This is a genomic window from Pedobacter sp. N23S346 (assembly GCF_048515415.1).
Taxonomy (GTDB): Bacteria; Bacteroidota; Bacteroidia; order Sphingobacteriales; family Sphingobacteriaceae; genus Pedobacter.
Genome location: NZ_JBLYEE010000007.1, coordinates 47794 through 73064, shown reverse-complemented (window position 1 = coordinate 73064; position 25271 = coordinate 47794). Strand labels below are relative to the sequence as shown.

Sequence of the window (25271 nt, the reverse complement as noted above, 5' to 3'; positions counted from 1 at the left end):
TATATAACAAAATTGACTCAAGCAGAAAGGGATGCCATAAATGAGACAAACAGGCGACATACTAATAAATCCGCTGCTAACAAACAGGGAACATATTGTAATTAATTATGAGATACCTATTATTTATTTTTGTTATGCTCTTGAGTTGCGTAACATTAGGGCAGAAAGTACCTAAGCTACCTGAGTTCATCAGTCATTTGATTGTTAAAGGTACAAAGGCAGATTCCTATGGAAGCACAAAAAAGAATTTTGCACATTTTTTTGCGATAGCACTTTCTTTTGATGCGAAATGTAAAATTGATACCCTATATTACTCAAGTAAATTGAACCCTGAAACAAAGAGAATATATGCAGTTGACAATTCCTTGTTAGAAAGAATTAAAACACACAATTTTAATTTTAAAGAATATTCCTCAACAGTTGTGCTTTTTTCTTATTACTCATATAGAGTAACTGATCATTCAATAGATTATGAAAATGGTTTTTTAAACAGTATTAAAAATTTAATTCCTGAGATGGTTTATGGAAAGCCTATAATTCTATTGAAGCCCGTGGTAGATGCTAGTCTGCCTAAAGAGATTAATTAACATCTTTAATTTATTATCATATAAAGATTATTGTAATTATTCAATTCTATTATTTAAAAAAGTAATAGCAACAAGTTTTGTCAGTAATATTTCTGCAATGCTTAAAAGCTATGCTATAAGTGAAAATATTCCATTTCCTGCTGACCCTAATTATTTTGAAAAGATGGGCTGGGTTGGTCTTCAAAAAACTAAAGCCGGTACTTTTGCACCAAATGGAACCTGGTACACTACCAATGCAAAATTAGGAACATCATCACCAACAATTACTTTGGCAACTAAATATAAAAAGTTATGAGAACGTCAATTATATTAATTCTTTTTCAATTAATAATTCCAATATATCTGTATTCACAAACAAGTAACATTGTCAAATATGTTATCATAAATGCAGATAGTTCTAAAAACAAATTAATAAAGGTTAAAAGTTTAAATGATAAAGAAGCATACATACTTAATGTTCGGTACAAGATAACACAAAATCATCAAAGTAAGATTGGAGACAATGCGGACTTTATGTTTGCATTTTATATTATTCCGGGAAAGAGAATCTTATTAAAACAGATTTATGATACTTTATCAATAGTTAAAAATCAGATATCAAACATTGAAAGATTTCAAACTAGTTTACTGGAAAAAGAAACTAATACTCTAGTCGTTAGACCAATTATCTTAAAAAAGGATAAATATTATGAATTGATAGGGTCAGAAATATTTGGGCAGGCTTTTTCAATTAAAGAAGATCCGCAATATTTTCCAGTTTTTGGATCGTTGTCTAGAAAATTTGAAATTAATACTTTGTCAAAACCATATACTGCAAAGGCTATCGACTCACTTCGAAAAATAATATTACAAGATTCTACTGCTCTAAAACCTTTTGGTATTTGGATAGATGATTTTTATGATAAATGGTTTATTAAGAAAATTGATAGGGAGCAAATGGCCATTGATTTTTGGATCAATTTAAAATTAATTCATGATAGGGGATTTTCATTTGGTCGCGTTACGTCTGAAATAAGGTACAAGATTGGTGTTGGGGTAACTGACTTTAAAATAATTCCGTTTAAGCTGGAATCAATGAAGAGTTACTTTGATGATTTTGAAACCCCTATTCAGTTCAATTTTGTAGAAGTTTTAAATTTAAGCGGTTTAATAAAATAAAAGATTTTATCTTACAACTTAATTACCGTAAAATTTAAACACTGATTGCATTTGAAATATCGAATGATAGAAATGGTAATGCAAATGAGTAATAGACAATCTATTTAGTTTCAGAACTTAAAAAAGCATAATCGAATTATATTTAAATATTTTATCTAATCTATTGTAGGACTGCAAGATTATCCATATCTTTGCAGTCCTTTAAGCTTTATAGGAGCTATAAGGAATTAAATGTTACATGCTTCCAATATTTAACATTGAGTTTTAAATAAACAAAAAACACAAAATGGCAAAAGAAGTCAGTGCAATGATCAAATTACAGATCAAAGGCGGAGCGGCAAATCCATCGCCACCAGTAGGACCTGCATTAGGTGCTAAAGGGGTGAACATTATGGAGTTTTGCAAACAGTACAACGCTCGTACCCAAGATAAAGCAGGTAAAGTATTGCCAGTTGTAATTACTGTTTATGCTGATAAGTCATTCGAATTCATCATCAAAACCCCTCCGGTAGCTATCCAGTTAAAAGATGCTACTAAATTACAGAGTGGTTCTGCTGAGCCTAACCGTAAGAAAGTTGGGTCGGTGACCTGGGACCAGATTAAAGTTATTGCTGAAGATAAAATGCCTGATTTAAATGCATTTACAATCGAATCTGCAATGAGTATGGTTGCTGGAACAGCACGCAGTATGGGAATCACCGTTTCTGGTGACGCACCCTGGAACAATTAATTAAAAAACAGTTTACAACAGTGGCGAAATTAACTAAAAATCAAAAAAAGGCACATGCTAAGATAGAAGCTGGTAAAGCTTATACTTTACAGGCTGCTGCTGCTTTGGTAAAAGAAATCACTACCACTAAGTTCGATGCATCAGTTGATATTGATGTATCTTTAGGTGTAGATCCGCGTAAAGCCAATCAAATGGTGCGTGGGATTGCTACTTTACCACACGGAACAGGTAAAACTGTACGTGTTTTAGCTCTAGTAACTCCTGATAAGGAAGAAGAAGCGAAAGCAGCTGGTGCAGACTTCGTAGGTTTAGACGAGTATGTAGCTAAAATTGAAGGTGGTTGGACCGATGTAGACATTATTATCACTACACCAGCTTGTATGGCTAAGGTAGGTAAATTGGGACGTGTTTTAGGTCCAAGGAACTTAATGCCTAATCCAAAATCAGGTACAGTAACTAACGATGTTGGTAAAGCTGTAACTGAGGTTAAAGCAGGTAAGATTGATTTTAAAGTAGACAAAACGGGTATCATACACGCCTCGATAGGAAAAGTATCATTCCCAGCAGACAAAATTTATGAGAATGCGCTTGAAATTATTCAGGTTATTTCTAAATTAAAACCATCTGCTGCAAAAGGAACTTATTTTAAAAGCATTCACGTGTCTTCTACTATGAGTCCTGGAATTGCAATTGAAACTAAATCAGTAGCGGGGATTTAATCATGAACAGAGAAGAAAAAAACGAAGTAGTTTTAGAACTACAAGGACAAATGCAAGAGTATGGCAATTTCTATATTGCTGATACTTCTAGCCTTTCTGTTGAGCAGATTAATAACATCCGCCGCAAATGTTTCGAAGATGATATCATCATGAAAGTTGCTAAAAACTCTTTAATCCGCAAAGCGATTGAAGGTTTAGATGGCGATGCTTCTGAGATATACGAAGCCCTTAAAGGTTCATCATCATTATTATTCTCAAAAACAGCAAACGCTCCGGCTAAGTTGATTAAAGCTTTGAGAAGAACATCTGATAAACCATTGCTTAAAGCAGCATTTATAGATTCATCAGTATACGTTGGCGATGACCAATTGAATAACTTAGTAAGCTTAAAATCGAGAGAAGAGCTTATTGGCGACATCATTGGATTATTACAATCACCAGCGAAAAATGTTGTATCTGCGCTTAAATCAAGCGGAGGCAAAATTGCAGGAATTGTTAAAACTCTTCAAGAAAGAGAAGGTTAACGAACACCTTAAGTTCGCAAATAAAACAAAATTATTTTACGTAAAAATTTAAAATCTTAATAAAATGGCAGATTTAAAATCGTTTGCTGAGCAATTAGTAAACTTAACCGTTAAAGAAGTTAACGAATTAGCTCAAATCTTAAAAGACGAGTATGGTATCGAGCCTGCAGCTGCTGCTGTAGTTGCTGGTCCTGCTGCTGGTGGTGATGCACCTGCTGCTGCTGCAGAAAAAACATCTTTTGATGTAATTCTTAAAGAAGCTGGTGGCGCTAAATTAGCAGTTGTGAAACTTGTTAAAGACTTAACTGGTCTTGGTTTGAAAGAAGCAAAAGACTTAGTTGACGGAGCACCAAAAGAATTAAAAGCTGGTGTTACTAAAGACGAAGCAGAAGCTCTTAAAAAACAATTAGAAGAAGCTGGAGCAGTAGTTGAAATTAAGTAATCACTTAATTTAGCTAAGCTAAAAATGTATTAGACACCGACTGAAAATGTTGGTGTCTTTACCTGTTTATAAACACCTCATTTTGTTTGGTTAATGAGTATGTTTCAAACACAAACCAAACAAATAGTTTATTCTTAAACTAAAATCTTTTAGTCCATTGGCAAAGACAGTCGAACAAAGAGTAAATTTTGCAACTAGTAAGCACATTATAGACTATCCGGATTTTCTGGATGTGCAATTGCAATCATTCAGAGAATTTTTCCAGATAGATACCACATCAGACGATCGCTCTAGCGAAGGTTTGTTTAAAGTGTTTGCTGAGAACTTTCCAATAACAGATTCAAGAAATATCTTCGTATTAGAGTTTCTTGATTATTTTGTTGATCCGCCACGTTACGATATACACGAGTGTATTGAGCGTGGATTAACCTACAATGTTCCATTAAAAGCAAAGCTAAAGCTTTCTTGTAACGATGTTGAACATGAAGACTTTGAAACTATTATTCAGGATGTGTACTTAGGTACTATCCCGTATATGACGCCAAAAGGTACGTTTGTTATTAACGGTGCAGAACGTGTTATCGTTTCGCAATTACACCGTTCTCCTGGAGTGTTCTTCGGCCAAAGCCGTCACACTAACGGAACCAAATTGTATTCTGCACGTGTTATTCCTTTCAAAGGTTCATGGATTGAGTTTGCTACAGACGTTAACAACGTGATGTATGCTTACATCGATCGTAAGAAAAAATTCCCGGTTACCACTTTATTACGTGCTATTGGTTATGATTCTGATAAAGATATCTTAGAACTTTTCGATCTTGCTGACGAAGTAAAAGTTAGTAAATCAGGTTTAAAGAAATATATCGGTCGTAAACTAGCGGCAAGAGTTTTAAAGAAATGGGTCGAAGATTTTGTAGATGAAGATACAGGTGAGGTAGTTTCTATCGACCGTAATGAAGTGATTCTTGAAAGAGAAACCGTTTTAGAAGACGAACACATTGATATGGTTATCGAAGCTGGTGTTAAAACAATCATCCTTTCTAAGGAAGATGGTGCCAGCCAGGCTGATTATACCATTATTTATAATACATTACAAAAAGATACATCAAACTCAGAAAAAGAGGCTGTTGAAAACATCTATCGTGCTTTGCGTAACGCAGAACCACCTGATGAGGAAACTGCACGTGGTATCATTGATCGTTTATTCTTCTCAGATAAACGTTACGATTTAGGAGATGTTGGTCGTTACCGCATCAACCGTAAATTGAAAATGAATACACCCGATGATGTAAAAGTATTAACAAAAGCGGATATTATCGCGATTGTTAAATACCTGATCAAATTGATCAACTCTAAAGAAGAAGTGGATGATATTGATCACTTATCAAACCGTCGTGTACGTACGGTAGGTGAGCAGTTATATGCGCAGTTCGGTGTTGGTTTAGCCCGTATGGCCAGAACCATCCGTGAGCGTATGAATATCCGCGATAATGAGGTGTTTACACCAACAGATTTGATTAACGCCCGTACGTTATCATCCGTAATTAACTCTTTCTTTGGTACCAATCAGTTATCTCAGTTTATGGATCAAACGAATCCATTGGCAGAGATAACTCACAAACGCCGTTTATCAGCTTTAGGCCCAGGTGGTTTATCACGTGAAAGAGCTGGTTTCGAGGTACGTGACGTTCACTATACTCACTACGGTCGTTTATGTACAATTGAAACACCAGAGGGACCAAACATTGGTTTAATTTCATCACTTTGTGTGCATGCAAAAATCAATAATTTAGGTTTCATCGAAACACCATACAAACGTGTTGAAGATGGTAAGGTAGTTGTTGATTCGGACGTTATTTATTTATCTGCAGAAGATGAAGATGGTAAAACCATCGCTCAGGCTAATGCAGAGTATGATGATAAAGGTGTATTTACCACGCCACGTGTTAAGGCACGTTACGAGGGTGACTTCCCGATTATTGAGCCTGAGAAATTAGACTTAATGGATGTTGCACCAAATCAGATTACTTCAATCGCTGCGTCGTTAATTCCGTTCTTGGAACATGATGATGCGAACAGGGCTTTGATGGGATCGAACATGCAACGTCAGGCCGTACCATTGTTACGTCCTGAAGCACCAATTGTTGGTACAGGTTTGGAAGGTCGCGTTGCCCGTGACTCAAGAACGTTGATCAATGCAGAAGGTGATGGTGTTGTAGAATATGTAGATGCTAACGAAATCACCATTAAATACGAACGTAACGAAGATGATCGTTTAGTTTCATTTGAAGGTGATAGTAAAACTTACCGTTTAATTAAGTTCAAAAAAACCAATCAGAATACTTGTATCAACTTAAAACCAATCGTAAGAAAAGGTCAGAAAGTTACTAAAGGACAAGTACTTTGCGAAGGTTATGCAACTCAAAACGGTGAATTGGCATTAGGTAGAAACTTGAAAGTGGCTTTCATGCCTTGGCAAGGTTTCAACTTTGAGGATGCGATTGTAATCAACGAACGTATTGTTCGTGATGATATTTTCACTTCATTGCATATTGAAGAGTTTGAATTAGAAGTACGTGATACTAAACGTGGAGAAGAGGAATTAACACCGGATATCCCGAACGTTTCTGAAGAGGCTACTAAAGACCTTGATGAAAACGGTATTATCCGTGTTGGTGCTGATGTAAAAGAAGGTGATATTTTAATTGGTAAGATCACTCCAAAAGGAGAATCTGATCCTTCACCTGAAGAGAAATTACTACGTGCAATCTTTGGTGATAAAGCAGGTGATGTTAAAGATGCGTCTTTAAAAACTCCTCCTTCTATCCAGGGTGTGGTAATTGATACAAAATTATTCAGCCGTGCTAAGAAAACTACAAAAGCTGAAGAGAAATCGGCAATTGAGAAATTAGACAAGGGTTATACCAGCATTACTGAAAAATTAAAAGCAGAATTAGTAGATAAGTTATTCACTATTGTAAATGGAAAAACATCTCAGGGTGTATTCAATATTTATAAAGAATTGCTAGTAGCTAAAGGTGCTAAATTCACTCAGAAAATTTTAGCAGATCTTGATTATAATCACATTAGCCCTAACAAATGGACTACTGATGATGATAAAAACGAGATGATTAAAATGTTGCTTCACAACTACGGTATCCGTGTTAATGAAGAACTTGGCGCTTACAAACGTGATAAATTCGCGATCAGTGTAGGAGATGAGCTTCCTTCAGGAATCGTACAGATGGCAAAAGTTTATGTTGCTAAAAAACGTAAATTAAAAGTAGGTGATAAAATGGCGGGTCGCCACGGTAATAAAGGTATTGTTGCACGTATTGTACGTGATGAAGATATGCCTTTCTTAGCTGATGGTACTCCGGTTGATATCGTGTTGAACCCACTGGGTGTACCTTCACGTATGAACCTTGGTCAGATCTACGAAACTATTTTGGCATGGGCTGGTCAGGAATTAGGTGTTAAATTTGCAACTCCGATTTTTGATGGTGCTACACATACTGAGGTAGAAGAGTGGATTGCTAAAGCGGGTGTTCCTGCTTCAGGTAAAACTTACTTATACAATGGTTTAACAGGTGAGCGTTTCGATCAGACTACGACAGTAGGTATTATCTACATGTTGAAATTAGGTCACATGGTTGATGATAAAATGCACGCCCGTTCAATCGGACCATACTCATTAATTACACAACAACCATTGGGTGGTAAAGCTCAATTCGGGGGTCAGCGTTTTGGTGAGATGGAGGTTTGGGCATTGGAGGCATTCGGTGCAGCTAATATTCTTCAAGAGATCTTAACCGTTAAATCGGATGATGTTATCGGAAGAGCCAAAACTTACGAAGCCATTGTTAAAGGTGAAAACCTACCAACTCCAGGTGTACCAGAATCGTTTAACGTATTGGTACATGAGTTACGCGGTTTAGGTTTAGATATTACATTAGATTAATTAAGCCGAAAGCCGAAAGACTAAAGCTCAAAGCAGCTTTGGTCTTTAAGCTTTCCGCTTTAACCTTACATAAGTATGTCTTACAAAAAGGATAATAAATTAAAAAGCAATTTCACATCAATCACGATTAGCTTATCGTCTCCGGAAATTATTTTGGAGCGTTCCAGCGGTGAGGTGTTGAAACCAGAAACCATTAACTACCGTACTTACAAACCTGAGCGTGATGGTTTGTTTTGTGAGCGTATTTTTGGTCCGGTAAAAGATTACGAATGTCATTGCGGTAAATATAAACGTATCCGTTATAAGGGTATCGTTTGTGATCGTTGTGGTGTTGAAGTAACAGAAAAGAAAGTACGTCGTGAACGTATGGGACACATCGCTTTGGTGGTTCCTGTGGCGCACATCTGGTATTTCCGTTCTTTACCAAACAAAATCGGTTATTTATTAGGTTTACCTACTAAAAAACTAGATTTAATTATCTATTATGAGCGTTACGTAGTGATCCAATCCGGTTTAATGGAAGAGGATGGCATCAAGTATATGGACTTCTTAACAGAAGAAGAATACTTAGATATCTTAGATAAATTACCTAAAGAAAACCAATACTTAGACGATAAAGATCCTAATAAATTCATCGCCAAAATGGGTGCTGAAGCATTAGAAGACTTATTGAAACGTATTAACTTAGATACCTTATCTTACGATTTACGCCACCAGGCTGCTAACGAAACTTCTCAACAACGTAAAAATGAGGCTTTAAAACGTCTTCAGGTTGTGGAAGCTTTCCGTGGTGCTAATACACGTATTGAGAATCGCCCGGAATGGATGATTGTTAAAATCGTTCCGGTTATTCCACCAGAATTACGTCCTTTAGTTCCATTAGAAGGTGGTCGTTTCGCTACTTCAGATTTAAATGATTTATATCGTCGTGTAATTATCCGTAACAACCGTTTAAAACGTTTGATCGAGATTAAAGCACCAGAGGTAATTTTACGTAACGAGAAACGTATGTTGCAGGAAGCTGTAGATTCGTTATTTGATAACTCACGTAAAGTTAATGCGGTAAAAACTGAAGGTAACCGTGCTTTGAAATCACTTTCAGATATCCTGAAAGGTAAACAAGGTCGTTTCCGTCAGAATTTATTAGGTAAACGTGTGGATTATTCAGCTCGTTCGGTAATTGTTGTAGGGCCAAGCCTTAAATTACACGAGTGCGGTATTCCTAAAGATATGGCTGCTGAGCTTTACAAACCGTTCATTATTCGTAAGATGATTGAGCGTGGTGTAGTTAAAACAGTTAAATCTGCTAAGAAAATCGTTGATCGAAAAGATCCATTAGTTTGGGATATCTTAGAAAATGTATTAAAAGGTCACCCGGTATTATTAAACCGTGCACCAACGCTACACAGATTAGGTATTCAGGCTTTCCAGCCAAAACTAATTGAAGGAAAAGCAATCCAGTTACACCCATTAGTTTGTACTGCATTCAACGCCGATTTTGATGGTGACCAGATGGCTGTCCACTTACCATTAGGTAACGCAGCAATTTTGGAAGCCCAGGTATTGATGTTAGCAGCACACAACATCTTGAACCCTGCGAATGGTACGCCAATTACAGTACCATCTCAGGATATGGTTTTGGGTCTTTATTACATTACTAAAGGCCGTAGAACTGATGAAACCAGAGTTGTAAAAGGACAAGATTCTAATTTTTATTCACCAGAGGAAGTAATTATTGCTTACAATGAGAAAGAATTAGACTTGCATGCTTTTATCAAAGTAAGGGTTAATGTTAAGCAAAATGACGGTTCAATCGTTAATAAACTAACTGAAACTACAGTAGGTAGGGTATTATTTAACCAAATGGTTCCTGAGGAAGTTGGTTATATCAATGAATTATTAACTAAAAAATCGTTAAGAGATATTATCGGTGAAGTAGTTAAAATGACTGGTATGGCACGTTCTTCTCAATTCTTAGATGATATCAAAGAATTAGGTTTCCGTATGGCATTCCAGGGAGGTTTATCGTTCAACTTACAAGATGTAAACATTCCTGTTGAAAAACATACTTTATTAGAGCAGGCTGCTAACGAAGTTGAAGAAGTAAGAAACAACTATAACATGGGTTTCATTACGAACAACGAACGTTACAACCAGATTATTGATATCTGGACCCGTATCAACAACAGATTAACCACTTTCGTTATGAATCAGTTATCTTCGGATAACCAAGGTTTTAACTCGGTTTACATGATGCTTGATTCTGGTGCACGTGGTTCGAAAGAGCAGATTCGTCAGCTTTGCGGAATGCGTGGTTTGATGGCGAAACCTCAAAAATCTGGTTCAGGTGGTGATATCATTGAAAACCCGATCTTATCAAACTTTAAAGAAGGTTTATCGGTATTAGAGTACTTTATCTCTACTCACGGTGCGCGTAAAGGTTTGGCGGATACGGCGTTAAAAACAGCAGATGCGGGTTACTTAACACGTCGTTTGCATGATGTTGCTCAGGATATGATCGTTAATTCAGAAGATTGTGGTACTTTAAGAGGTATGTACACTACTGCATTGAAAGATCAGGAAGATATTGTTGAGCCATTATATGACAGGATTTTAGGTCGTACTTCATTGCACGATGTTTACAATCCTTTAGATAATACATTACTAGTAGGTGCTGGTGAAGACATCAACGAAGAAGTTGCAAAACTAATCGAAGAATCTCCATTAGAAGGTATCGAAATTCGTTCGGTATTAACCTGCGAAAATAAAAGAGGTGTTTGTTCATTATGTTATGGACGTAACTTAGCATCTGGTAAACGCGTTCAGAGAGGTGAAGCAGTTGGTGTAATTGCAGCACAATCTATCGGTGAGCCGGGTACACAGTTAACACTTCGTACTTTCCACGTGGGTGGTACTGCATCAAACATTGCTGCAGAATCAAACATTGTAGCTAAGTTTGATGGTGTAATCGAATTCGAAAATATCCGTACTGTTGATACAAAAACAGAAGATGGTATTGTTCAGGTGGTATTGGGTCGTTCAGGTGAGTTCAAAATTGTTGAGCCAGGAACCGGACGTATCATTGTAACGAACAACATTCCTTACGGTGCATTCTTATTCGTTAAAGAAGGTGATAAATTAGCTAAAGGTGATAAAATCTGTTCGTGGGATCCGTACAACGCGGTTATTCTTTCAGAATTTGCCGGTAAAGCACAATTTGATGCGATTATTGAAGGTGTAACCTTCCGTGAAGAATCAGATGAGCAAACTGGTCACCGTGAAAAAGTAATTATCGATACACGTGATAAAACTAAAAACCCTTCTGTTCAGATTGTTGATAAGAAAGGCGAATTTATTAAAGGTTATAACATTCCGGTAGGTGCCCACGTTTCAGTTGATGAAGGTGAAGCCATCCAAACTGGTCAGATTATCGCTAAGATTCCTCGTGCAACTGGTAAAACCCGAGATATTACCGGTGGTTTGCCTCGTGTAACAGAGTTATTTGAGGCGCGTAATCCTTCAAACCCAGCTGTAGTAACTGAGATTGATGGTGTAGTAACTTTAGGTGGTGTGAAACGTGGTAATCGTGAGATTACAATCGAATCTAAAGATGGTGAAGTTAAAAAATACCTTGTTCCATTGTCTAAACACATCCTTGTACAGGATAATGACTTTGTGAAAGCAGGTATGCCTTTATCAGATGGTTCAATTTCGCCAGCGGATATCTTATCAATTAAAGGCCCGGCAGCGGTTCAGGAATACTTAGTAAATGGTATTCAAGAAGTTTACCGTTTGCAAGGTGTGAAAATTAACGATAAGCACTTCGAGGTAATTGTTCACCAGATGATGCAGAAAGTTCACATCGAAGATCCAGGTGATACTATTTTCTTAGAAAACAATGCTGTTGACCGTTGGGATTTTGCTGACGAGAACGATGCAATGTATGACAAGAAAGTTGTTGAAGATGCAGGTGATTCAAATGAGATCAAACCAGGTCAGATTGTGTCATTACGTAGATTAAGAGATGAAAATTCTCAATTGAAACGTAAAGATTTAAAACAGATCACGGTGAGAGATGCAAGACCAGCAACGGCAAGTTCTATCTTACAGGGTATTACAAGAGCATCATTAGGTACTAAATCGTTCATTTCTGCGGCTTCGTTCCAGGAAACTACGAAAGTATTAAATGAGGCGGCGATTGCAGGTAAACGCGATAATATGTTAGGCTTGAAAGAAAATGTGATCGTTGGTCACTTAATCCCTTCAGGTACTGGTGTACGTGGTTACGAAAGAATCATTGTTGGTTCTCAAGAAGAATACGACAAATTATTGGCTTCGAAACAAGAAGAAGTAGAAGCTTAATATTTAAATACATTTAAATCAAGTCCTCCACCAAAAGTGGAGGACTTTTTTGTTTGGAATAGATTTTGTAGTTTTATATAAAAATAAAATAATGAGCGTAACAGAAATTCAACTCTTTCAGATTTTAAAAGCTAAGCTTGGAGAACAGGAAGCTGAACAGTTGGTTTCTTTTGTTAAGGAAGAAGTTAGATCTGAATTTGATAATAAGAGAGAAACCTTAGCTACTAAGGAAGATATTGCAAATACAAAAGAATATATTTTGCAGGTAAAATCTGAGCTTTCAAAGTCTATTTACCTGGTTGGACTTATTCAATTCTTAGCTATTGTTGGTGCTGTAATAGGTATCATTAATTTTATGATGAAATAAATTATTAAAGTACTTATTTTTAATATTACATTTAATTCCGCCATTGAGTTGCGGAATTTTTTATTTTTGATCTATTATGGAAGAACAACAAAACGAAAATCAATTAAATATAGAATTGTCTGAAGAAATTGCTGAGGGTATTTTTTCTAACCTGGCCATCATTACGCATTCCAATACGGAATTTGTACTGGATTTTATCCGTGTGATGCCAGGAATTCCAAAGGCTAAAGTAAAATCGAGGATTATTTTAACCCCAGAGCATGCTAAACGGTTGTTAACTGCACTTGATGATAATATTCAAAAATTTGAAGCTATAAACGGCCGGATTAAAACACAAGAAGAACCTCCTTTTCCTATGGGCTTTGGCGGACCAACTGCTCAAGCCTAATCGCTCAAAATTCTTACCGTAAATATTTGCTTGCTATGCTAGCATAATATATATTTGTGATATAACCATATATAAAATGAAAAAACTTCTATTGAGCGCATTACTTTCTGTCCCCCTATGGGTTTTTGGGCAGGGGTTCCAGGTTAACTTACAAGGGCAAAAACAAATTGGTATGGCAGGTGCTGGGTCTGCACTAGCTTTAGATGAAGCATCGGTATTCTTTAACCCAGGGGCAGTTTCCTTTCTCGAAAAAAATTCTATTTCTGCAGGTGTAAATCCATTACTGTTCAAATCTGCATTTAGGCAAACAGGATCGAACATAACAGAAAACGTTAAAAATAAAATTGCACCTCCGTTTGAAGCTTATGCCGTTTGGGGACCGAAATCTAATAAATGGAAGTTGGGTTTAGGCGTTTATACACCTTTCGGTGGTTTGGTAGATTGGGGAAATGAGTGGTCTGGCAGGTATGCTTTAACTTCTTTAAATTTAAAGGCAATTTATTTCCAACCCACATTGAGTGTGAAAATTACAGATCACATTGGTATTGGAGCTGGTTTTGTATATAATCACGGAGAGGTGAACCTTCAGCGGGCACTTCCTGTTAATTATCCTGATGGAAGATCCGGCCATGCTACATTAGAAGGAACCGGAAGTGGTTATGGATGGAATGCTGGTTTGTACGTAAAAACGCAAAGTAATATTACTTTCGCTGTTGTCCATAAATCAAAAGTTGTAACTAAGTTAAATGATGGTACTGCAACATTTGATGTGCCTGAATCATTACGTACTTCTTTTCCTGCGGGCAATACTTTTAATGCAGAATTGCCTTTACCATCTACAACAACTTTAGGTATAGGTGTTCCTTTATCAAAAAGTACAACTTTAGCCTTTGATGCCAGTTGGGTACAGTGGCGTATTTACAAAGAACTTGCATTTGATTATGCTGTGAATACTTCAGCCCTTGCAGATAGCAGGTCTGCCCGTAAGTATCGCGATGGTTCATCATTTAAAATGGGAATTAATCACCAGGCTTCAGAAAAATTAGCTTTACGTGCCGGGATTGGTTATGCCTTTTCACCGGTTCAGGATGGTTTTGTGACACCGGAAGCGCCTGATGCAGATCGTTACATTTTAAGTGCAGGTGTTGGTTATGCACCAACTAGCCACTTCGAAGTTAATGCATCATTCTTTTTCGAAGATGTGAAATCACGTCAGCAAAAGAACATAGAAACAGGATTAGATGGCACGTTTAAGACTTTGGTTTATGCGCCAGGTCTTTCATTAACATATAAATGGTAGGAGATATCAACATGAAAAAAATTATATTAAATAGTCTTGTTGCTGCTACCATACTGTTTGCAGCATCTTGTAAACCTGAAATTGAAACGCCAGCAGGCACCACCGCCGGGCAAGCTAATTTCAGCAAGTACATTGCGGTAGGTAACTCACTAACATCAGGCTTTGCTGATGGTGGTTTATATCTTGAAGGGCAAAAGGTGGCTTACCCGAATTTAATAGCTGCTCAAATGGCTACAGTTGGTGGTGGAGCTTTTACCTCACCATTTTTTACCGATGCACATTCAAATGGTTCTGGTTATATTGCTTTAACTGCACTCGTTAATGGCACACCAACATTATCACAAGTAACCGATAAATTAGCGTATAGAGATGCAGCTATGCATTTAGATAAATACAGTGGAGAAATCCAAAATTTGGGTATCCCTGGTATGCGTGTAGATTTATCCTTTGCACCAACATTTAGTGCTGCAAATCCATATTTCGAACGCTTATTGAATGATGCTCAGGTGGGTACAACCAGTTATTTTCAATATGTTCAAAGTAGAAACCATACCTTCTTCTCTTTATGGTTGGGTAATAATGATGTATTGGGTTATGCTTTAAATGGTGCAGTTACTTTACCAACAGACCCTACTACCGCATTAACTGATAAAGTTACCTTCTCATCATTATATTCGAATTTTGTAAATGCATTAACTGCAGGCGGACAAAAAGGTATAGTGGGTACTATCCCTGATGTTACTGCAGTTCCATATTTCAATACGGTTACGCCAGCGGCATTGCTTGCGGCTGCGAAAGTAGTTAACCCTGCTGCCCAGGCTATTTTTATTCAAACAGGAACCGGAACGGTCAGAGTTGCAACTGCTGAAGATTTAATTCGTTTGCCTTTCCAAAATGCAAATTTGTTTGCACGTCCGAATGCTTTGAGTTTTTTCTATGGCTTAGATCCAAGAAATCCGATTACCAGCAACTGGGTACTTGATAAGGATGAAGTGATAAAGGTTAAAGATTATGTAGACAGCTACAATAGCAGTATTAAAACGATTGCCACGAGCAAAGGATTAGCCATTGCAGATACTTATACCTATTTTAATTCTGTAAAAACAGGAATTGCCGTTCAGGGAATCAACATTAATGCAGCATTTATTTCTGGTGGTGCTTTTTCTTTAGATGGAATCCACCTTACGCCAAGAGGAAATGCGGCGATTGCTAATGTATTTATTGATGCGATTAATGCCAAATATGGTTCAACGGTTCCAACCATTGACATTACAAAATATAGAGGCGTGAAATTTCCGGATGTAAAATAGTTTTATATGCAAATAAGTGAGGCTGTAGTGGATTTGTACAGCCTCATTTCTAAATGTTTATACAGATTAATAATGTATTTCTACTTCGTTTGATCTCATTTCAATATTTGCATTGCAATCATTTAAATAAGCTTTAACTCGAATCTTTCCAAGATACTGTCCATTAGGTCTTAACAATACTTGATTTGTCCCTTGGCCACTAATTAAGTCAAAGCCTGGAGGAATTACCCAATTTATTGTGCCATAGCGAAGAAAAGGGGGCTGTTTGTCTGGATTGTATGTATATTTTGGAGGATTGCCAATTGGGGAAAATTCAATGTCATAAGCATAATTTAAGGTAAAATATGAATCTTGACCTACGATTTGATCTATATTTCCTCCTGCAGAATCATTTACATAATTTGGGTTATTTCCATATATGATTCTAGACCCTACAACATCATCAACACTTAAAGTACTCATATTAATTCCAAAATATGAAGGGGTCATTGTAGCATTTGTACACTCTGAATGATCAAGTCCAATGGTATGTCCGAATTCATGCGCAGCAACAGCAGCTATATCTATAGTGCCAAATTCAGGACCAAAGGAAGAGGCAGACCAGTTTTCATCATCATCAAAATGGATAATTCCGCTCGTCGGGTAAAAAGCGTGAGCTAATACACCACCGCGGCCATCAAAAGCATTATTAGCGCCATCTCCATGATCTCCTTTATACCAACCTATTTTAATATCTGCATTATTGATGGACGTTGTATAGCCAGTTGTTATATTAATGCCTGGAAGGAAATCTTGACGAAACCAGGCTGCTATTCCTTTTAAGACTTCATCTTTGGCTACTTCTGGATTAATATTGCTAGGATTATTAATAAAAGTAATTAATAAACGATGGCCCCCAGGCTGAAAGATATTACCTTGGGCCACCCAAGATTTTAGAACGTCATTGAGCGATTTATTTTCTGTAGTTGCTAATTTTTGAACTGTGCTAGAATGCGGCACACCTTCTAAAGGAATCCAATCTTTAATAAATTTAATATTTTTATAAATATCAGGTTTCAATTCCTCTGTTGAAGTCTCATTCTTTTTACAAGATGAAACGAATAGGCTCAAAAAAACTGTAACCAGAAGAGTAGAAATGTAATTTTTGCTTTTCATAATTAGATATTTGAAGTTTTCATTACCAAACTTAAATATTTAATTCATTATTATCCAGATGTAACTACATTTTTAATAGTATAAATTATTGTTGATTTGTGGTATTATTTTATAATTTATTGTCTGAGTTATATGGTCTGTAATCCTGTTAAATTCATCGGGCTCAAACCATTTGATTTCTTCATCTCTTCTAAACCAGGTAAGTTGACGTTTGGCGAAGCGACGGGTGTTTTGTTTAATGCTTGATATGGCTTCTTCCAGTGAAATTTTCTCATCGAGGTAATCAAAAACTTCGCTGTAACCTACAGTATTTAAAGCATTATAAGCCCTGAAACCAGAAAGTGATTTAACTTCCTCAATCAGTCCATTGCTGATCATTTGATCCACCCGGCTGTTAATCCTGTTATAGAGAATAGCTCTATCGGTATTTAAACCGATTTTGATGATGTTGAAAGGCCTTTCCTTTTTTGTGGCAGACAGCATGGTGGAAAGTTTTTGTCCGGTAGATAGAAAAACCTCCAGTCCCCTGATCATTCTTTGGGGATTTTGCTGATCAACTTTTGCAAAATATTCAGGATCAACCTCAGCCAGTTTCGCTTGGATAGGGGTAATGCCTTTCGTTTTGAACTGTTCGTTCAACTGTGTTCTAATCGAAAGATCAATTTCCGGCATCTCATCCAGCCCGTTGATTAAAGCGTTTACATAAAGCCCTGAACCGCCCACCATGATGGCTAAATTGTGGGTCTTAAAAATCTCATCTAGTGTTTTTAATCCTTCTGCTTCGAAATCTCCGGTACTGAATAGTTGTTGAATAGAATGAGAATTTATAAAATGGTGTTTGGCCGCTGCCAGTTCAGTTTGGGTTGGCTTAGCTGTGCCAATTTCCATTTCCTTGAAAAATTGGCGGGAATCAGCAGAAATTATTTCGGTATGGAAATATTGCGCCAACTGAATGGCTAATGCTGTTTTACCTATTGCCGTTGGGCCAACTACGGATATTAATGTTTTTTCTTTCCAGACCGCCATTAGTGTTATTATTTGGTTTAAAACAAAAAGTCAGATGTTTCCATCTGACCTCTTATTTATATTGTATATATTGACTAATAATCGTCTTTTTGATTCTCATCGTAACTGTCGCTATCTGAAAATTCATCGCCAAATTCGTCGTCTTCAGATTCTTCATCGTCATCACGTTCTTTTTCATTGATTCCCATTTCACCCATGGCTTCAATTTCGTCTGTATCCTCCGGAACAAAATTCAATTCATTCAAAAAGTCGAATTCACCTACAACTACAGCAGAATTTTCAATGTCATCTGTGCTCACCGCACTCTTTTCAAAAATCTTCGGTGCTTCACCAGAACTTTTGGCTAAAAATGGATATTCTATACTTGGATCAGCATCTAAAACAATTTTCACCAATTCTACATGAAAATCAAAGGGGCGATCAAAATTATAAATGTAATAAAACTTTTGATGTGGATCTTCGATAAAACCGCTCAATTTAGAATTTTCCATTAAAACCACGCGATCTTTTTTTCTTTCATTCGGGAGATAGGCAATTTCATCACCCTTCAACCAATTGTCTGTACTCACATAGAATGAAGAAGATTTTTCTGCGTTATAACCAGTTGATTTATGAATAGCCTTATGCAGGTCTTCAAATGTTTGGTTTGATTTAATGTCGATCTCTCTCACCACATCATCAAAATCTTCGAAAGTAATTCTGAATTTATAAATTGCCATTATTGTATTTTGGAATCGTAAAAATAAAGTTAATTTACATTAACAACAAACATCTTGTGGCGCAAAAATCGCCTTCTATTGGTGTTTGGTCAATTAAATTATTTAAGAACAGGATTTAATCCCATTTGTTTTGCCTGGTTTAGCATAAAATCAAATGCTTCCTGGTAGTCGTTTGTAATTTCGCCTTCCAGAATAGCTTCTCGAATGGCATTTTTAATTAAACCCACTTCCTTCCCTGCGTCTAAGCCGAAAGTAACCATAATATCGTTTCCTGTAATTGGAGGTTGCCAGTTACGAATTTTATCCCTTTCTTCAACGTCTTTTAGCTTCTGTTTAACCAAGTCGAAGTTGTTCCGATACTTTGTTTTTTTGTATTCATTTTTCGTTGTAACATCTGCATTGCATAGCAGCATCAGGCTGTCAATTTCTTCACCAGCATCGAAAAGCAATCTTCGTACGGCAGAATCTGTAACCACTTCCTGTGCCAATACAATCGGCCTTAAATGAAGTTGAACAAGTTTTTGTACGTACTTCATTTTTTCGTTTAAAGGTAATTTAAGCTGAGCGAAAATTTTCGGAACCATCCTGGCACCTTTATCTTCATGGCCGTGAAATGTCCAGCCATGTCCATCTTCAAAACGCTTGGTTGCGGGTTTAGCAATATCGTGTAAAATAGCTGCCCAACGTAACCATAAATCATCTGTATAGGCACAGATGTTATCCAGCACTTCTAATGTATGGTAAAAATTATCTTTATGTCCTTTTCCCTTAATAACTTCCACGCCGTACAGCTGTGCCATTTGAGGGAAAATGATCTGTAATAAGCCGGTATCAAAAAGGTGTTTAAAACCAATAGATGGTTTGGCAGACAGGATGATTTTATTCATTTCATCTGTAATTCGCTCTTTAGAAACAATGCTAATTCTTTCTTTTTGAGTCTGAATGGCGTGGAGTGCCGCCGGATCAATCTTAAAATTAAGCTGAGAAGCAAAACGAATGGCCCGCATCATTCTCAATGGATCATCAGAAAAGGTAATTTCCGGATTGAGTGGCGTACGAATGAATTTACTTTTCAGATCGATGAGACCATCAAACGGATCCAACAGTTCGCCGAAACGAGCGGCATTAAGATTAATAGCCAAAGCATTAATGGTGAAATCACGACGGAGCTGGTCGTCTTCTAAAGTACCATCCTCTACAATTGGCTTGCGGGATTCTGAGCGGTATGATTCTTTTCGTGCACCAACAAATTCAACCTCTAAATCGTGGTATTTGATATTGGCCGTGCCGAAATTTTTAAAAACGGCAACTTTTGTATTTAGTTTCTTTGCAACCGCTTCTGCGTAAGCTATTCCGCTACCTACCACCACCACATCAATATCTTTTGATGGACGATTGAGAAAGATATCGCGAACAAAACCTCCAATAACATAGGCTTCTATGTTAAGCTGATCGGCTACAGATGAAAGTGTTTTGAATATCGGATTTTTCAGATGAACGCTTAAATCCGTTGAAGAGGACTTCACACTTCCATCGCTTAAATTAGATTCCATATATAAAGGCAATAAGCGCCAAAATTACTAAAAACATTCGGTGCGCAAAGGGTTTTGGCTCGATTAGGCACCTGATTAGCCTGGTGATTATTTGCGGATAAACTCAAACTGTCCGCCAGGAGAGAGTTTCATAATGGTAGATGGCTTTTTGATATTGCGGTTTTCTTGTTCAAAATCGACAACAAGGTCTACCAAATCCAGGATTTCGGGATCAATATCATCGAAGAATTTTGGAGATGGCTTACCACTTAAATTTGCAGAGGTAGAAACGATTGGCTTACGGAAGCGTTGAATAAGTGGTGTACAGAAATCGTGCTTTACAATTCTAATGCCAACGCTTCCATCGTTGTTAATTACATTTGGCGCCAGGTTTTTTGCCCCAGGGAAAACGATGGTTAATGGGTTTTCTGCGTATTCGATTAAATCATATGCCACTTCGGGAACTTCATTTATATAACTTTGAAGTTTACTATCAACATCGAGCAGTACAATTAAGCTTTTCTCAGCAGGACGGTTTTTAATCTTCAGCAATTTCTCAACTGCATCAGCGTGAGTAGCATCGCAACCCAAACCCCAAATCGTATCTGTAGGGTAAAGGATTACGCCGCCATTTTTCAGCACTTCCAAAGCTTTATTTATTTCCTCTTTTAGCATAATACAAAGGTAATTTTTTAGTTGAAATGTTAAATATGCACTATTCGTAAAATATTTAACATTTGCCATAAAACTTTCTGTTTCATAACACGTTCTATCCAAACAATTTGATTGTAAAATTATACCTGTTTTGGGGATTTCAATTTAAATTTTATTATTTTTATTATCGGTTATTTAAATAAATCAACACACAATGAAAACAATTAAAAACTTACTGATGCTATTTACGATTGTAATCGCATTAGCTGGATGTTCGAGTCTTCGCACGGCATCTGATTTTGATAAAAATGCGGATTTCAACCGCTATAAAACTTACAACTTTTACGATAAAGGAATTGCAAGAGTTAAACTAAATAATCTTGACAAAAGGCGTTTGGTGGCTGCTGTTGAAGCTGAAATGAATGCCAAGGGTTTTACTAAGTCTGAAAGACCAGACATGTTGGTAAACTTAGTGGTTGTTGCCAGAGAAAAAACTGATATCTACGGGCCTGGTTACTACGGTGGCTGGGGTTGGGGCGGCGGCTGGGGCTGGCGTGGAGGTTGGGGTTCTCCATTCTGGGGAGGCGGCAACTATGTCAACCAATATATAGAAGGAACAATCATTATCGATTTTCTTGATCCGGAGAAAAAAGAATTATTCTGGCATGGAAGAGGAAGCGGCTTTAATTTAGATAACCTGAAGAAAAGAGAAGAGCGCCTTTATACTGGAGTTAAAGAGATTTTAGCGCAATATCCGCCAAATGCATTAGCTGCTAAATAATAGCTTAGCTTAATAGATTTTTATAGCAATTCATTAATTGCTGCGTAACATAAGGGCTGTTGAATTTTTGAACAAATTCCAGCCCTTTTTCTTTCATTTCTTTTTGCAATTTTTCATGGCCCAATACCTTGTTGATTTCTTCACTCAAACTATTTACATCAGTAGGAGCGATATAAATGCTATCTGGTCCGCCGGCTTCTTCTAAACAAGAACCTGTTGCTGCAATTACCGGTACTTTAGAATATAAGGCTTCGATAATTGGAATTCCAAAACCTTCATAAAATGATGGATAAACAAAAAGACTTGCCATCTGGTAAATGCCTGGTAGATCTGAAAATGGAATATTTTTCAGAAAAATGACCCGGTTTCTGAGTCCTAACTTATCTATTTCTTTTTCTACTTCTTTAAAGTATGGTGTTTGCTTCCCGATCACCACAAGTTTGTATTGATCATTTACATTTTTGAGCGACTGAATGATCACCTTCAGGTTTTTACGCGCCTCAATTGTGCCCACATTTAGGATATATTGATCAGGAAGTTTGTAAGTCAGTTTAATTCGCTTCAGGCTTTGCTCGGGCAATGCAGTTTTAAAACTATCATCGCAACTTTGATAAATGACTTCAATTTTATCTGGATCAGTTCCGTAAAACGCTACAATATCTGCTTTTGTTTTCTCACTGATCGCAATAATTTTATCAGCTCGCTTACAAGCCGATTTGCTTTTCCATTCGTACAGTTTGCGATCGATAAATTGATAATATTGCGGGAATCGAAGAAATATCAAATCATGAATGGTGACTATAGATTTGATTTTGGTATGCTGAATGGCGAATGGAATTTCGTGGCTTAAGCCATGAAAAATCTGAACGTGATCTCTGCCCAGATCTTTCAGGATATTTAAAGTTCTCCAAAGAAAACTACCGTCTTTTGGAAGTTTTAGGATGATGTTATCTTTTTCAAAAAATGTATCAATTTGCCTGGCATTTTTTACTTTCGGCGAGTAAACAAAATATTGATTTTCTGGGAACTGATGTGCTAAGGATTCGATTAAAGAGCGGCTGTAATTGCCGAGACCTGTTAAATTGTTTGCTGCGCGTTTGCCATCGAAGCCAATTTTAACCGGAAAGCCCAAAGCCGAAAGACTAGGGCTTGATTGCTCAATTTCCTGACTTTCGGCTTTTAATATTTGCTTTTCGATTTCAGCTTTCACCTTTTTACCTTAGGCTTATACTGCTACATTGTTTTCTCTCAACGCATCGTTAAGTGAAGTTTTCTTATCTGTACTTTCTTTACGTTTACCAATAATTAACGCGCAAGGAACCTGATATTCTCCGGCAGGATATTTCTTGGTATAGCTACCTGGAATGACCACCGAACGCGCCGGAACAATGCCTTTGTATTCGATAGGTGTTGGTCCAGTTACATCAATAATTTTGGTTGATGCTGTTAAAACCACATTTGCACCTAAAACTGCTTCTCTTTCTACTTTAACACCTTCAACAACGATTACTCTTGAACCTAAAAATGCATCATCTTCGATAATTACCGGCGCTGCCTGGATTGGTTCCAGAACGCCACCAATACCTACACCACCACTTAAGTGAACACGTTTTCCAATTTGAGCGCATGATCCAACTGTTGCCCAGGTATCTACCATTGTGCCTTCATCTACGTAAGCACCAATGTTTACATAAGATGGCATCATGATTACACCTTTTGCTAAAAATGCACCGTAACGTGCGCTTGCCATAGGCACAACACGTACACCAGTTGCTTTATAGTCTGTTTTTAAATCCATTTTATCGTGGTATACAAAAGGACCGCTTTTAATTTCTTTCATCTCGCGAATCGGGAAATATAAAATAACAGCTTTTTTTACCCACTCATTAATGCCCCATGAATTTAGAACTGGTTCAGCAACGCGAATTTCGCCTTTATCTAACCCTTGAATTACGGTTTCGATGGCTTCGCAATAGTTGCTATACTTTAAAAGGGTTCTGTCTTCCCAAGCGGCTTCAATTAATTTCTTTAAATCTGAATACATGATGTTTTTAAATTTTATGCAAAATAACTTAAAATTTTTGGTTTATTAGTTTTTAGGTGGTTGGTTTTTTGGGCTACAATCGCTTGTTTGGTTTTTTAGATTTTTGGTTGTTTGGTTTTTTGGGCTACAGTTGCTTGTTTGGTTTTTTAGATTTTTGGTTGTTTGGTTTTTTGGGCTACAGTTGCTTGTTTGGTTTTTTAGATTTTTGGTTGTTTGGTTTTTTGGGCTATCGTTGCTTAACTTTGTCTCTTTGGATTTTTGGGCTATGGTTACTAACCAACTAACAAACCAATCAACTAACAAACCATTATGGCAGAAGCAGAAAAACTTAGAATAGATAAATATCTGTGGGCAATCAGGTTGTTTAAAACCAGGAGCCTGGCAACAGACGCATGCAAAGCTGGACGGGTTAAGTTAAAGGGACAGAACATTAAGCCATCCGCAATTGTTAAAATAGGGGAGGTTTATCAGGTATCTAAAGGAATAGAAAAGAAAATTATCGAAGTGGTTGATTTTTCTTACAACAGAACAGATTCGCCAACGGCATTAACAAAATACAAAGATTTAACTCCTGTAGAGGAAACACATGCTTTCAAATCTGCTTTTCATGCACCGAGTTTAAAACGGGATAGAGGTACAGGCCGACCAACCAAAAAAGATAGAAGAGAAACTGATGATCTGATAGGAGGAATGTTTGAGGAAGATTAGTTAGTCTTGAGTCTGAAGTCGTTAGTCGACTCATGACTGATGACTATGGACTGAAGACTAAAATACCTCATTCGGTAACTCATCATCGCCGTTTTTCCTAATTTTTCGATCAGTTTATAGTTTGCTACGGCGCCAACGGCTGCACCAATAAACGGCACCATTTGTGCCAGTTTGGCCAAGTCGATATAATCCCGGTATTGTTGCTGAAAGGTTAACCAATCAAATTCATCGATGTTGGTAGGCAATTTATGGGCTATTTCGTCCCAGTTTTGCATTTTCAGATAAACGTTTTTACTTTCTTCTTTGCTTGAAAATGCCAGCTGAAAGATGTGCAAAATGTAAAGGCGTTCGCGGTAATCTTTCACATCGTAGCCATAAGTGGCGGCGATATCAAAAAGCATTTTCATTTTAATTCCGAGCAATAAAGGGAAATCAGCCAGACTCATTAAAAACCCGCCCGCACCAGTAATGCCTCCTTCAGCAGCACCGGTTTTTTTATAGGTTTCTATTTTTTGTTTAACCAGCGCCTCACGGTGCATAAGCGTTAAATCTAAAATAGGTTTTGAAGTGGTATAGGTCGATCCAAATAAAACTGCCTTAACCATTTGTTTAATGGCTGTTGTAATTGCGTTGTGGATTTTATCAGGGATGTAACTGTTGATTTTCTTTTGAACGCTATCTGTAACCTTACTAAAAAGAGAAGAATTCTGTAGTGTTTTAAACTTCCAGAAATCCAGCTCATTGGTAATTTTTTGCTCGTAAGTCATATCGCTTCGTTTATATTGAGACGTTTTATAGCGCGCA

General features: G+C 37.0%; 23 protein-coding genes. 15 read left to right on the top strand and 8 right to left on the bottom strand.

Annotated elements, in window-relative coordinates:
* The first annotated feature begins 107 nt into the window (after nucleotides 1-107).
* From ACN1CD_RS13665 to ACN1CD_RS13605, 13 genes are all read left to right on the top strand, one after another.
* Nucleotides 108-587, top strand: a complete 480-nt coding sequence (locus ACN1CD_RS13665) for a hypothetical protein (RefSeq protein ID WP_419130950.1) — start codon at nucleotides 108-110, stop codon at nucleotides 585-587.
* 97 nt (nucleotides 588-684) lie between these two features.
* Nucleotides 685-882: a hypothetical protein gene (locus ACN1CD_RS13660; RefSeq protein WP_419130949.1), complete on the top strand. Its 198-nt coding sequence runs from the start codon at nucleotides 685-687 to the stop codon at nucleotides 880-882.
* Nucleotides 879-1745 (top strand): hypothetical protein, encoded by an 867-nt coding sequence (locus ACN1CD_RS13655; protein ID WP_419130948.1) that lies wholly within the window; start codon nucleotides 879-881, stop codon nucleotides 1743-1745. The genes ACN1CD_RS13660 and ACN1CD_RS13655 overlap by 4 nt, the downstream gene beginning before the upstream one ends.
* 286 nt (nucleotides 1746-2031) lie before the next feature.
* Entirely contained in the window at nucleotides 2032-2475 is a 444-nt protein-coding gene (gene rplK / locus ACN1CD_RS13650) for a 50S ribosomal protein L11 (RefSeq protein WP_132529141.1), read from the top strand.
* Between the two features lie 20 nt (nucleotides 2476-2495).
* On the top strand, nucleotides 2496-3194 hold the full coding sequence (gene rplA, locus ACN1CD_RS13645; RefSeq protein WP_029283242.1) for a 50S ribosomal protein L1: 699 nt from the start codon (nucleotides 2496-2498) through the stop codon (nucleotides 3192-3194).
* 2 nt (nucleotides 3195-3196) lie between these two features.
* On the top strand, nucleotides 3197-3718 hold the full coding sequence (gene rplJ / locus ACN1CD_RS13640) for a 50S ribosomal protein L10 (RefSeq protein WP_088302929.1): 522 nt from the start codon (nucleotides 3197-3199) through the stop codon (nucleotides 3716-3718).
* A 64-nt stretch (nucleotides 3719-3782) separates the two neighbouring features.
* Nucleotides 3783-4160 carry a 50S ribosomal protein L7/L12 gene (gene rplL, locus ACN1CD_RS13635; RefSeq protein ID WP_029279312.1) on the top strand — a complete coding sequence of 126 codons (378 nt, stop codon included), beginning with the start codon at nucleotides 3783-3785 and terminating at the stop codon, nucleotides 4158-4160.
* A 157-nt stretch (nucleotides 4161-4317) separates the two neighbouring features.
* On the top strand, nucleotides 4318-8121 hold the full coding sequence (gene rpoB, locus ACN1CD_RS13630) for a DNA-directed RNA polymerase subunit beta (RefSeq protein ID WP_320464181.1): 3804 nt from the start codon (nucleotides 4318-4320) through the stop codon (nucleotides 8119-8121).
* Between the two features lie 75 nt (nucleotides 8122-8196).
* Nucleotides 8197-12483, top strand: coding sequence for a DNA-directed RNA polymerase subunit beta' (gene rpoC, locus ACN1CD_RS13625; RefSeq protein ID WP_132529143.1), 4287 nt, complete (start codon nucleotides 8197-8199; stop codon nucleotides 12481-12483).
* A gap of 91 nt (nucleotides 12484-12574) precedes the next feature.
* The gene (locus tag ACN1CD_RS13620; protein ID WP_419130946.1) at nucleotides 12575-12850 is read left to right on the top strand and encodes a hypothetical protein; all 276 of its coding nucleotides are present in this window, start codon (nucleotides 12575-12577) and stop codon (nucleotides 12848-12850) included.
* A gap of 76 nt (nucleotides 12851-12926) precedes the next feature.
* Nucleotides 12927-13238, top strand: coding sequence for a DUF3467 domain-containing protein (locus ACN1CD_RS13615; RefSeq protein WP_320464179.1), 312 nt, complete (start codon nucleotides 12927-12929; stop codon nucleotides 13236-13238).
* 76 nt (nucleotides 13239-13314) lie between these two features.
* The gene (locus tag ACN1CD_RS13610; protein WP_419130945.1) at nucleotides 13315-14538 is read left to right on the top strand and encodes an OmpP1/FadL family transporter; all 1224 of its coding nucleotides are present in this window, start codon (nucleotides 13315-13317) and stop codon (nucleotides 14536-14538) included.
* An 11-nt stretch (nucleotides 14539-14549) separates the two neighbouring features.
* The gene (locus tag ACN1CD_RS13605; protein WP_419130944.1) at nucleotides 14550-15848 is read left to right on the top strand and encodes a G-D-S-L family lipolytic protein; all 1299 of its coding nucleotides are present in this window, start codon (nucleotides 14550-14552) and stop codon (nucleotides 15846-15848) included.
* Between the two features lie 66 nt (nucleotides 15849-15914).
* Here ACN1CD_RS13605 and ACN1CD_RS13600 read toward each other — a convergent pair whose 3' ends face one another.
* From ACN1CD_RS13600 to ACN1CD_RS13580, 5 genes are all read right to left on the bottom strand, one after another.
* On the bottom strand, nucleotides 15915-17003 hold the full coding sequence (locus ACN1CD_RS13600) for a matrixin family metalloprotease (protein WP_419130943.1): 1089 nt from the start codon (nucleotides 17001-17003) through the stop codon (nucleotides 15915-15917).
* Between the two features lie 72 nt (nucleotides 17004-17075).
* A complete protein-coding gene (gene miaA / locus ACN1CD_RS13595) occupies nucleotides 17076-18029 on the bottom strand; it encodes a tRNA (adenosine(37)-N6)-dimethylallyltransferase MiaA (protein WP_419130942.1) in 954 nt (317 codons plus the stop codon).
* Nucleotides 18030-18103: 74 nt separating this feature from the next.
* A complete protein-coding gene (locus ACN1CD_RS13590) occupies nucleotides 18104-18748 on the bottom strand; it encodes an IS1096 element passenger TnpR family protein (RefSeq protein WP_419130941.1) in 645 nt (214 codons plus the stop codon).
* Nucleotides 18749-18846: 98 nt separating this feature from the next.
* On the bottom strand, nucleotides 18847-20301 hold the full coding sequence (locus tag ACN1CD_RS13585) for a CCA tRNA nucleotidyltransferase (protein ID WP_419130940.1): 1455 nt from the start codon (nucleotides 20299-20301) through the stop codon (nucleotides 18847-18849).
* An 87-nt stretch (nucleotides 20302-20388) separates the two neighbouring features.
* On the bottom strand, nucleotides 20389-20955 hold the full coding sequence (locus tag ACN1CD_RS13580; RefSeq protein WP_419130939.1) for an L-threonylcarbamoyladenylate synthase: 567 nt from the start codon (nucleotides 20953-20955) through the stop codon (nucleotides 20389-20391).
* 193 nt (nucleotides 20956-21148) lie between these two features.
* Here ACN1CD_RS13580 and ACN1CD_RS13575 point away from each other — a divergent pair, with 193 nt between their 5' ends.
* Nucleotides 21149-21715 (top strand): DUF4136 domain-containing protein, encoded by a 567-nt coding sequence (locus tag ACN1CD_RS13575; protein ID WP_419130938.1) that lies wholly within the window; start codon nucleotides 21149-21151, stop codon nucleotides 21713-21715.
* A gap of 4 nt (nucleotides 21716-21719) precedes the next feature.
* On the opposite strand, the gene ACN1CD_RS13570 is transcribed toward ACN1CD_RS13575, so the two are convergent.
* Together ACN1CD_RS13570 and ACN1CD_RS13565 are read right to left on the bottom strand one after the other, a co-directional pair.
* Nucleotides 21720-22925 (bottom strand): glycosyltransferase family 4 protein, encoded by a 1206-nt coding sequence (locus tag ACN1CD_RS13570; RefSeq protein ID WP_419130937.1) that lies wholly within the window; start codon nucleotides 22923-22925, stop codon nucleotides 21720-21722.
* A gap of 15 nt (nucleotides 22926-22940) precedes the next feature.
* Nucleotides 22941-23759, bottom strand: a complete 819-nt coding sequence (locus ACN1CD_RS13565; protein WP_419130936.1) for a 2,3,4,5-tetrahydropyridine-2,6-dicarboxylate N-succinyltransferase — start codon at nucleotides 23757-23759, stop codon at nucleotides 22941-22943.
* Between the two features lie 309 nt (nucleotides 23760-24068).
* Here ACN1CD_RS13565 and ACN1CD_RS13560 point away from each other — a divergent pair, with 309 nt between their 5' ends.
* Nucleotides 24069-24467, top strand: a complete 399-nt coding sequence (locus ACN1CD_RS13560) for an RNA-binding S4 domain-containing protein (protein ID WP_419130935.1) — start codon at nucleotides 24069-24071, stop codon at nucleotides 24465-24467.
* On the opposite strand, the gene ACN1CD_RS13555 is transcribed toward ACN1CD_RS13560, so the two are convergent.
* Entirely contained in the window at nucleotides 24464-25234 is a 771-nt protein-coding gene (locus ACN1CD_RS13555) for an EcsC family protein (RefSeq protein ID WP_419130934.1), read from the bottom strand. The genes ACN1CD_RS13560 and ACN1CD_RS13555 overlap by 4 nt on opposite strands.
* Between the last annotated feature and the right edge of the window lie 37 nt (nucleotides 25235-25271).

What these genes read in the sequence shown, in the direction of transcription:
- ACN1CD_RS13605 (WP_419130944.1), top strand. Translation starts at nt 14,550, where the DNA reads ATGAAAAAAATTATATTAAATAGTCTTGTTGCTGCTACCATACTGTTT.
- ACN1CD_RS13615 (WP_320464179.1), top strand. Translation starts at nt 12,927, where the DNA reads ATGGAAGAACAACAAAACGAAAATCAATTAAATATAGAATTGTCTGAA.
- ACN1CD_RS13610 (WP_419130945.1), top strand. Translation starts at nt 13,315, where the DNA reads ATGAAAAAACTTCTATTGAGCGCATTACTTTCTGTCCCCCTATGGGTT.
- ACN1CD_RS13555 (WP_419130934.1), bottom strand. Translation starts at nt 25,234, where the DNA reads ATGACTTACGAGCAAAAAATTACCAATGAGCTGGATTTCTGGAAGTTT.
- rplL (WP_029279312.1), top strand. Translation starts at nt 3,783, where the DNA reads ATGGCAGATTTAAAATCGTTTGCTGAGCAATTAGTAAACTTAACCGTT.
- ACN1CD_RS13575 (WP_419130938.1), top strand. Translation starts at nt 21,149, where the DNA reads ATGAAAACAATTAAAAACTTACTGATGCTATTTACGATTGTAATCGCA.
- ACN1CD_RS13620 (WP_419130946.1), top strand. Translation starts at nt 12,575, where the DNA reads ATGAGCGTAACAGAAATTCAACTCTTTCAGATTTTAAAAGCTAAGCTT.
- ACN1CD_RS13590 (WP_419130941.1), bottom strand. Translation starts at nt 18,748, where the DNA reads ATGGCAATTTATAAATTCAGAATTACTTTCGAAGATTTTGATGATGTG.
- ACN1CD_RS13560 (WP_419130935.1), top strand. Translation starts at nt 24,069, where the DNA reads ATGGCAGAAGCAGAAAAACTTAGAATAGATAAATATCTGTGGGCAATC.
- rplK (WP_132529141.1), top strand. Translation starts at nt 2,032, where the DNA reads ATGGCAAAAGAAGTCAGTGCAATGATCAAATTACAGATCAAAGGCGGA.
- ACN1CD_RS13600 (WP_419130943.1), bottom strand. Translation starts at nt 17,003, where the DNA reads ATGAAAAGCAAAAATTACATTTCTACTCTTCTGGTTACAGTTTTTTTG.
- ACN1CD_RS13585 (WP_419130940.1), bottom strand. Translation starts at nt 20,301, where the DNA reads ATGGAATCTAATTTAAGCGATGGAAGTGTGAAGTCCTCTTCAACGGAT.
- ACN1CD_RS13580 (WP_419130939.1), bottom strand. Translation starts at nt 20,955, where the DNA reads ATGCTAAAAGAGGAAATAAATAAAGCTTTGGAAGTGCTGAAAAATGGC.
- miaA (WP_419130942.1), bottom strand. Translation starts at nt 18,029, where the DNA reads ATGGCGGTCTGGAAAGAAAAAACATTAATATCCGTAGTTGGCCCAACG.
- ACN1CD_RS13565 (WP_419130936.1), bottom strand. Translation starts at nt 23,759, where the DNA reads ATGTATTCAGATTTAAAGAAATTAATTGAAGCCGCTTGGGAAGACAGA.
- ACN1CD_RS13665 (WP_419130950.1), top strand. Translation starts at nt 108, where the DNA reads ATGAGATACCTATTATTTATTTTTGTTATGCTCTTGAGTTGCGTAACA.
- ACN1CD_RS13655 (WP_419130948.1), top strand. Translation starts at nt 879, where the DNA reads ATGAGAACGTCAATTATATTAATTCTTTTTCAATTAATAATTCCAATA.
- rplJ (WP_088302929.1), top strand. Translation starts at nt 3,197, where the DNA reads ATGAACAGAGAAGAAAAAAACGAAGTAGTTTTAGAACTACAAGGACAA.
- rpoC (WP_132529143.1), top strand. Translation starts at nt 8,197, where the DNA reads ATGTCTTACAAAAAGGATAATAAATTAAAAAGCAATTTCACATCAATC.
- ACN1CD_RS13660 (WP_419130949.1), top strand. Translation starts at nt 685, where the DNA reads ATGCTTAAAAGCTATGCTATAAGTGAAAATATTCCATTTCCTGCTGAC.